Genomic DNA, 1,737 nt, shown 5'->3' on the forward strand with positions numbered 1-1,737 from the left:
CTGGTCGGGCGCGCCCTGCGCGCCGGCCACACCCTGTTCACGCCGGACTACGCCGACGACGGCCACGCCATGGCGGCGTTCGTCAACGCCGGCCTGCGCGCCAACCTGATCATTCCCCTCATCGGCAGTGAGGGCGCCATCGGGGCGCTGGCCCTGTCGTGGTTCCGGCCGGTGGACGGGCCACCGGAAACGGAGGCCGTCCTCCTCGCCGAGAAGGTCGCCGGCCAGATCGCCGTCGCCTGCCAGCGGCGGATGCTCGAGCACCGCCTGGAGGCGATGGTGCGCACCGACGAGCTCACCGGGCTGCTCAACCGGGCCGGCATGATGGAGCGGCTCAACCAGCGCCTGGCCGGCTACCACCGGGACGGCACACCCTTCGCCGTCGTCGTGATCGACATGGACGGATTCAAGACCGTCAACGACCGTCTCGGTCACGCCAGCGGTGACGCCGTGCTCTGCCACACCGCGGAACGGTTGCATGCGGTATGCCGGCGCAACGACGACATCGCACGCATGGGCGGCGACGAGTTCGTGATCCTCGCCGACGGCGCCCACGGGAGCGTGGCGCTGGATTCCCTGCTCGCCCGCATTGCCCGGACGCTGTCCGAGCCCGCCACCATGCCCCGGACCTTCCGCTGCACCGCGAGCATGGGCAGCGCCCTGTGCCCGGAGCACGGTGCGAGCCCGGAGGCCCTGCTCGGACGTGCGGACATGGCCATGTACCGCGCCAAATCCCGCGGCGGGGCGGAACTCCACCGTTTCGACGCGGCCATGGAGCGGGCCAGCCGGGAGCGGGAGTCGCTGGCGGAGGACCTCGCCCGGGCCCTCGAAGACGGCGAGCTCCGGGTGCACTACCAGGCGATCTTCGCCGCCCCCGGGGAGGTCCCGCCCGCCGCGGAGTGCCTGGTGCGCTGGCAGCATCCCACCCGCGGATTGCTGCCCGCCGCAGCCTTCATGCCGGCGGTGGAGGCCGGCAGCCGCCGGCTCGTGCGCGACATCGACCGCTGGGTACTCAACGCCGCGCTGTCCCAGATCCGCGACTGGCGCCGTCGCGGCATCCCCCACCCGACACTGCACGTCAACGTCTCCGCGCGGAATTTCATCGCCGGCGACTTCTCGGACCACCTCGCCCGCACCCTCGCCCTCTACCCCGAGGTGCCGCCGGAGACCCTGGTGCTGGAGCTCACCGAGACCTCGCTGATCGACAACATGAGCGCCGCCGCGGAGACCGCCGCGGCCTGCCGCCGCCTCAACGTGCGCCTGGCACTGGACGATTTCGGCACGGGTTACGCCTCGCTCACCTACCTCAAGCGCCTGTCCGTGGACATGGTCAAGATCGACGGCGACTTCGTCGGCGACATCTTCGATAACCCGAACTCCGACGCCATCCTCCGCGGCATTCTCGCCATGTCACGGGCCCTCGGGCTGGACACCGTGGTCGAGGGCGTGGAGACCGTGGCCCACGCCGACATCCTCCGCAGCCTCGGCTGCGACCTGCTCCAGGGCTTCGGGCTCGCCCGCCCCGTCCCTGTGGACGCACTGGTGCCCGAGCCGAGCTACGCCGGCGCCATGTAGCCCCCACCCACCCGAAAGGAGAAACACGATGCCCCGGATCACCGCGCTCGCCAGCCAGCCGCGTCAGACCGTCGCCGCCCGGATCGAGGACGCCACCACGGAAGGCCTCGACCTCTCCCTGTCGCTGCCGGAGACCGGCCGCCAGGCGGACGTCGCCGCGGC

General features: G+C 71.8%; 1 protein-coding gene. It reads left to right on the plus strand.

The annotated features are described in order from the left end of the window. On the plus strand, positions 1-1,575 hold a 1,575-nt coding region (locus tag G7A99_RS19135), incomplete at its 5' end, for a bifunctional diguanylate cyclase/phosphodiesterase (RefSeq protein WP_163143194.1). Positions 1,576-1,737: the final 162 nt, after the last annotated feature.

This window comes from Arhodomonas sp. KWT (assembly GCF_010993615.1).